This is a genomic window from Actinomadura sp. (genome assembly GCF_044508335.1).
In the GTDB taxonomy this organism is placed as follows: domain Bacteria; phylum Actinomycetota; class Actinomycetes; order Streptosporangiales; family Streptosporangiaceae; genus Spirillospora.
On the sequence record NZ_JBIQHY010000028.1, the window covers coordinates 1 to 5,576 of the forward strand.

Here is a 5,576-nt window from a genome sequence, read left to right on the forward strand (position 1 = left end):
GCGTTCGGTTGACGTGGGACGCAGCGGGTGGATGTGCAGTTAACGCCACTTCGTAGCTCCGCGTAATCAACAGAGAGCAGCCTGTCCTCGCGAATCGAACGACGGCCGATCGGATCAGCCGCGAAGGGGCAGGTCAACCTATGAAGAACACGAGAACGGCCGAGATCGAACGGGACTTCCCCGCCTGGCTGGTGTGGCTGTCCCGGGAGGGCGCGTACTGGGGCGCCGTCCGGCGTGACCCGAACTCGACGCTGCCGCCGACCGTCATCGCCGACTCCGAGGACGAGCTCCGCGCGGCGCTGGCCGTCCAGCCGAGTGGCGGGGAACTGAGCCGGTGAATCCGGCCGCCGGCCTGAAGCGCTGGATCCCGGGTCTGCAGGTCTGGTACGGGCTCTACACCGGCTCCTGGTGGGCCTACGTGCCCGGCCGTCCGGACCGCCTGATCGAGGCCGCCTCCCCCGAAGCCCTCGTGAAAAGGCTCCACCCGCTCGCCGGGCTGGTCACGACACCCGAGCCCAAGCGGTTTCGGTGAGGATGACGTGGTCAAGGAAACGCAGGCCGACCGTTTCGGCTGCGTCACGCAACGCGCCCGTCACCCTGCGGTCGGACGGGCTGGGGTCAAGGCGTCCACTGGGATGGTTGTGCGCAACGCCGAACGCGGCGCCGCCGATCCCGAGGACGGCGCTCAGGACGTCACGGACGGGGACAAGGCTCCGGTCGGTGGCGCCCTCGGTCAGCGGGATAACGCGCAGGACTCGCCCGGCGGCAGTACAGGCGATCACCACCACGCGCTCGTGCCGCAGCCCCCGCAGGTAGGGGGCTGAGACGGTGGCGAGATCGGCCGAGCCCTGGATCCTACGGCGTTCCGCACCGTTCGCCGCGCGCCGGGCCAGCTCGAAGGCTGCGGCAACGCGCGCCGCCCTCGCGGGGCCGATCCCAGGGAGGCGGCTCAAGGTGGAAGCCTCGGCTGCGGCCAGGCTCGCCAGGCATCCTTGAGCATCGATCAGCCGGGCGGCGACTTCGATGGCGTCACAGCCAGGCAGTCCAGCACCGAGGACCAGTGCCAGCAGTTCACGGTCGGACAGGGCGCGCGGCCCCTGCCGCAGCAGGCGCTCCCGCGGCCTGTCCGACTCGGGCAAGTCCTTGACCCGCATCCGCATCACCTCCCCGGCAAGGAGAGCAGGCGGGTCCGACAGAACGCCGCGGGCTCAGTCGTCGGTGTCGGTGTCCATGACGTCGACCTCCAGAGACCGCCGGGTCACCTCGGGGTCGGGGTCCTGGTCCCGAGGCCCGGCGATCTCGGCGCCCCTGACGAGATCCTCGGCCCAGGCGAGAAGCGTCTCCGCACGCGCGGAGAGGAACACCTGATAGTCGCCCCGCATGGCCGCGTCGAACGCCTGCGGTGAGACGAGGAGGCTCTCCAGCCGGGCGCGCATCTCCTCCTCGCCGCTGAAATCGATCTCGTCCTTGAGGTAGGCGGCGGGTGCCTGGTCCGCCACAGCCTGATTGCTGATCGCCGTCAGCATCACGATGTTGAGCAGCGTGTTCGCCTGCTCGAACGTGTGCCCTTCGCGCATCAGCCACGCTTTGGGGAAGAAGTGGTGGTACTGCATGTCGTTGGACATGGCCAGGGCCCGCCCCGTGTCGATCCGCTGCCCCGTGCGCAGGTCCCGGGGCCCCGCCGCCGCCAGCAGGAGCGCGAACGCCTTCGTCCTGCCGCTGTCGCGCCGGTACTGGTGGGACTGCCAGAGCCTCCAACTCAACGGCGCGGCCTCCACCTCGATGGTCTTGGTCTCACCGGTTGCGAAAGCCCGGACGGCGGCAAGGTCCTCGGCCATCCTCCCCGCGTTCCAGCCCTCGTAGTACCCGGTCAGCGCCGTCCTCCAGAACCAGCTGCGGATCGCGGCGAACTGTCGTGCGTCCGGCTTCGGGAGCAGCCGGAAGATCTCGATCACGACCGCGAGCTGGTTCGGGTACGGAAGCGCCTCGGCAGTCGGCGTACCGATCTCGGTGGTGAGGAAGTCCACGGCACGGCGCGAAGCGTCCTCTGTCTGTTCGATGGCCGACGCCAGGGTCGCAGCGGAGGTGCCGGGCAGGCGCTCGATATCCTTGGCCGCGAACCCCAGGCCCGCTGCCGCGGAGATCGAGCGGAGCAGCAGCATGCGGTCGATCTTGCCGTAGTGCTTCCGTTCGAGGGCGTGACGCACCCGGTCGATCGCGTCCAGCAGATCGAAATCACCTCGCCAGGTGGCGGCGCGGACGATCTCCACGGTGGTGAGCGGCGTGCCTCGGGTGTTGACCCGCTCGAAGATGCGTCCGACCTCGGTGATCGATGTGGTTTCGAGCGTGACGACCGCGACCTCGTACTTGGTGAAACGGTCGAACAGCAGGCGGGCCCGTTGCTGGTGGTCCTTCGGCAGTTCCATGACCCGTTGGAAGAAGTCGGAGGGTTCCGCAAGAAAGCGGAGAGGAACCTGGTGGGGTGGTGGATCATCGAGATCCCAGCGGTGCAGGAACCGTTCTTCTTCCAGGTCGTAGGCGAGATTCCAGAAACTGCGCGGATCGCCATCCGGCTCCCAGTAGAGGGCACCGCAGATCGTTGAGAGACGCTGGCAGCCGTCGAGAAGGTAGGCGGTGTCCTCTCTGCCGCCATAGGCGTCGATCTCAAGACCGGCGATGCTGCGCTCGCTGGCGAGCGGCAGTCTGCTCCGCCACAGCAGGAGACTGCCGATGGGGTAGTTGCGTGCTATCGAGTCGAGCAGGTCCAGTACCTGACTTCGCGACCAGACGAATTCACGCTGGAATTTCGGCAGCCGGACGCGTCCCTGGTGGACCCGCGACGCCAGGCTCGTGATCAACTCTGGTAGTGGCCTGTGCTCTCGTTCCTGCGAGCTCCTCGGCACTTGACTCCCACTTCACTCACCGTCAGCCCTTTACCTCATCTTGGCACGCACGCCGATCCCCGCGGCGACCTTTCCGTCATATCGACCATCCCGGCCAGTCCATGCGCCCGCTGACTGCAGGGCGGCCGCCCGCCCTCCAAGGATTGGCCCACGTCTGGATGGGAAGTCGTTGACGCATGGAGATCCCACGGACCTTGGTGCTGACCGGGCACTTTCCACCTGAGCCCGGCGGGGTGCAGACGTTCACGTGGGAGCTGGTGCGGCGGCTGCCCGCGGACCGGGTGGTCGTGGTGGCGCCGGCGCGGGAAGGGGCGGCGGAGTTCGACGCGGGGCTGGACTTCCCGGTGGTGCGGCGGCGCGGGTACCTGCTGTTCCGCGGGTTGCGGCGGATCGTGGCGCAGTACCGGATCGAGGCGGGGTGGATCACGGCGGCGGCGCCGTTCGGGATGTACGCGCCGCTGATGCGGGCGGCGGGGGTGCGGTGGCTGGTCGGCTCGGCGCACGGGCAGGAGCTGGGGTGGTTCCGGGCGCCGCCGACGCGGGCGGCGCTGCGGGCGGCGGCCCGGTCGTTCGACGTGCTGACGCACCTGTGCGAGGCGACGCTGCCGGAGGTGGCGGGCGCCGTCGGGGACCGGACGCGGCTGGTGCGGCTCGCGGGCGCGGTGGACACGGTGCGGTTCCGGCCGGGCCTGGACGGTTCGGCGGTCCGGCGGCGGCACGGGCTCGGCAAGGGCCCCGTGGTGCTCAGCGTGGCCCGGCTGGTCCGGCGGAAGGGCCACGACATGCTGGTCCGGGCGTGGGGCGACGTGGTGCGGCGGCGGCCGGACGCGCGGCTGGTCATCGTCGGGGACGGCCCGATGCGGCACCGGCTGCAGGAGATGGCGGACCGGTGCGCGCCGGGCGCGGTCACGCTGGCCGGGCTCGTGTCCGCGGCCGACCTGCCGCGCTACTACGCCGCCGCCGACGTGTTCGCGCTGCCGTGCCGCGACGACCGGCACGGGCTGCAGACGGAGGGGCTGGGCCTGTCGGTGCTGGAGGCGTCCGCGGCGGGGCTGCCGGTGGTGGTCGGCCGGTCGGGCGGCAGCCCGGCGGCGCTGATCGACGGGCGGACGGGCGTGCTGGTCGACGCGACCCGCCCGGACGAGCTGGCGCTCACCCTGCACCGGCTGCTCTCCTCCCCCGAGCGGGCCGCCGCGATGGGGGCGGCGGGGCGGGAGTGGACGTGCCGGAACTGGAGCTGGGACATGGCCGCGGCCAAGCTCGGGAGGCTGCTGTCGGACGCTCCGGACCGCGATTCGCCGTCGCCGTGGGCTAGACCGGGGATGGAGCCCGCATGGGACTCAAGGAGCAGCTGAGCCGCCGGGACTTCCGGCGGCTCATCCTCGGTCAGACGGTCTCCTCGTTCGGCGACTGGATGGGCACGCTCGCGCTGATGTACTTCGTCCTGGAGCTGAGCGGCTCCACGACGGCGGTGGGCGGGGTGCTGGTGCTGCGGCTGCTCCCGTCGGCGGTGGGCGCGCCGGTGGCGGCGCGGGTGGTGACGCGGTGGCGGCGGCGCAGCGTGATGCTGTGGTCGGACCTGGTGCGGACGGGCATGGCGCTGGCGCTGCCGGTCGTCCCGTGGCTGGTGTGGGTGTACGTCTGGGCGTTCCTCATCGAGGTCGTGGGGCTGATGTTCCTGCCGGCCCGGGACGCGGCGATCCCGTTCCTCATCGAGGACGAGGAGGACAAGCACGACACGGCGACGCTGGAGCTGGCCAACGGCATCACGATGGCGACGTCCTACGGGATGATCCCGCTGGGCGCGGGGGCGTTCGGGCTGCTGCTGTGGCTGTCGAACATGGCCGGCTGGGAGGGCCACTGGCGGTACGTGGTGGTGTTCTGGCTGAACGCGGTGACGTATCTCGTGTCGTACTTCGCCATCCGCTCGATCCCCGACCTCGGGCCCGGCCCGGTCGAGAAGTCGGAGATGGAGCACACCGAGCGGGAGTCGCAGGGCGGTTTCTTCAAGGCGCTCAAGCTCCCGGTGGTGCGGGGCGTCATGCCGGGGGTCGCGGTGGTGGCGCTCGGGCTGGGCGCGCTGTTCTCGCTCGGCGTGGTGTTCGTGAAGAACACGCTGGACGCGGGCGCGGTCGGGTTCGGTGCGCTGGTGGTGCTGTTCGGCGTGGGCGCGCTCGCGGGCCTGCTGCTGATCCACCGCAAGGCGGGCAGCCTGATGACGCAGGTCCGGCTGGGGACGGCCGCGCAGGGCATCGTGATCGCGCTGATGGGCGGGCTGGGGTCGATCACGTGGTCGTTCATCGGGGCGGTCGTGTTCGGCGCCGCGGCGACGAGCGCGCTGGTCGGCGGCATCACCTATCTCCAGGAGTCGCTCAGCGGGGTGGAGCGCAACCTGGCGCTGACCGCGTTCCACGCGGTGCTGCGGTTCGGGCTGGCGCTGGCGGCGCTGCTGTCGGGCGGCGCGGCCGACCTCCTGAAGGAGGCCGGCGCGTCCCCGCTCGGGCTGGCGCCGGGCCAGTTCGTGCTGGCGGCGTCCGGCCTGCTGGTGCTGGCGGGCACCTTCCTGATCCGCGCCCCCGGCGCGCGGACGATGTCGCCTACCGGGGAGGCACGGGCTCGGGACCACTCGTGATCTCCACCGGGGACGCCTCGCCGCGGCTGTCGGCCGCGCGC

At 71.0% G+C, this 5,576-nt stretch carries 6 protein-coding genes; 4 read left to right on the forward strand and 2 right to left on the reverse strand.

The window, feature by feature from the left end; translation table 11 throughout:
* Positions 1-140: 140 nt before the first annotated feature.
* Positions 141-338, forward strand: a complete 198-nt coding sequence (locus ACIWVC_RS12945) for a hypothetical protein (RefSeq protein WP_396447520.1) — start codon at positions 141-143, stop codon at positions 336-338.
* On the forward strand, positions 335-532 hold the full coding sequence (locus ACIWVC_RS12950; RefSeq protein ID WP_396447519.1) for a hypothetical protein: 198 nt from the start codon (positions 335-337) through the stop codon (positions 530-532). Before ACIWVC_RS12945 ends, ACIWVC_RS12950 begins: the two co-directional genes overlap by 4 nt.
* Here the strand turns inward: ACIWVC_RS12950 and ACIWVC_RS12955 are convergent.
* Positions 501-1,154: a RadC family protein gene (locus tag ACIWVC_RS12955; RefSeq protein WP_396447518.1), complete on the reverse strand. Its 654-nt coding sequence runs from the start codon at positions 1,152-1,154 to the stop codon at positions 501-503. The genes ACIWVC_RS12950 and ACIWVC_RS12955 overlap by 32 nt on opposite strands.
* Positions 1,155-1,208: 54 nt before the next feature.
* A complete protein-coding gene (locus tag ACIWVC_RS12960) occupies positions 1,209-2,858 on the reverse strand; it encodes a DUF262 domain-containing protein (protein ID WP_396447517.1) in 1,650 nt (549 codons plus the stop codon).
* A gap of 221 nt (positions 2,859-3,079) precedes the next feature.
* On the opposite strand from ACIWVC_RS12960, the gene ACIWVC_RS12965 reads away from it, so the two are divergent.
* Together ACIWVC_RS12965 and ACIWVC_RS12970 are read left to right on the forward strand one after the other, a co-directional pair.
* The gene (locus ACIWVC_RS12965) at positions 3,080-4,258 is read left to right on the forward strand and encodes a glycosyltransferase family 4 protein (RefSeq protein WP_396447516.1); all 1,179 of its coding nucleotides are present in this window, start codon (positions 3,080-3,082) and stop codon (positions 4,256-4,258) included.
* Positions 4,237-5,535 carry an MFS transporter gene (locus tag ACIWVC_RS12970; protein ID WP_396447515.1) on the forward strand — a complete coding sequence of 433 codons (1,299 nt, stop codon included), beginning with the start codon at positions 4,237-4,239 and terminating at the stop codon, positions 5,533-5,535. The genes ACIWVC_RS12965 and ACIWVC_RS12970 overlap by 22 nt, the downstream gene beginning before the upstream one ends.
* Positions 5,536-5,576: the final 41 nt, after the last annotated feature.

Bases quoted from the DNA above. Each gene is read 5' to 3' on its own strand.
- ACIWVC_RS12945 (WP_396447520.1), top strand. From the start codon at position 141: ATGAAGAACACGAGAACGGCCGAGATCGAACGGGACTTCCCCGCCTGG.
- ACIWVC_RS12955 (WP_396447518.1), bottom strand. From the start codon at position 1,154: ATGCGGGTCAAGGACTTGCCCGAGTCGGACAGGCCGCGGGAGCGCCTG.
- ACIWVC_RS12965 (WP_396447516.1), top strand. From the start codon at position 3,080: ATGGAGATCCCACGGACCTTGGTGCTGACCGGGCACTTTCCACCTGAG.
- ACIWVC_RS12970 (WP_396447515.1), top strand. From the start codon at position 4,237: ATGGGACTCAAGGAGCAGCTGAGCCGCCGGGACTTCCGGCGGCTCATC.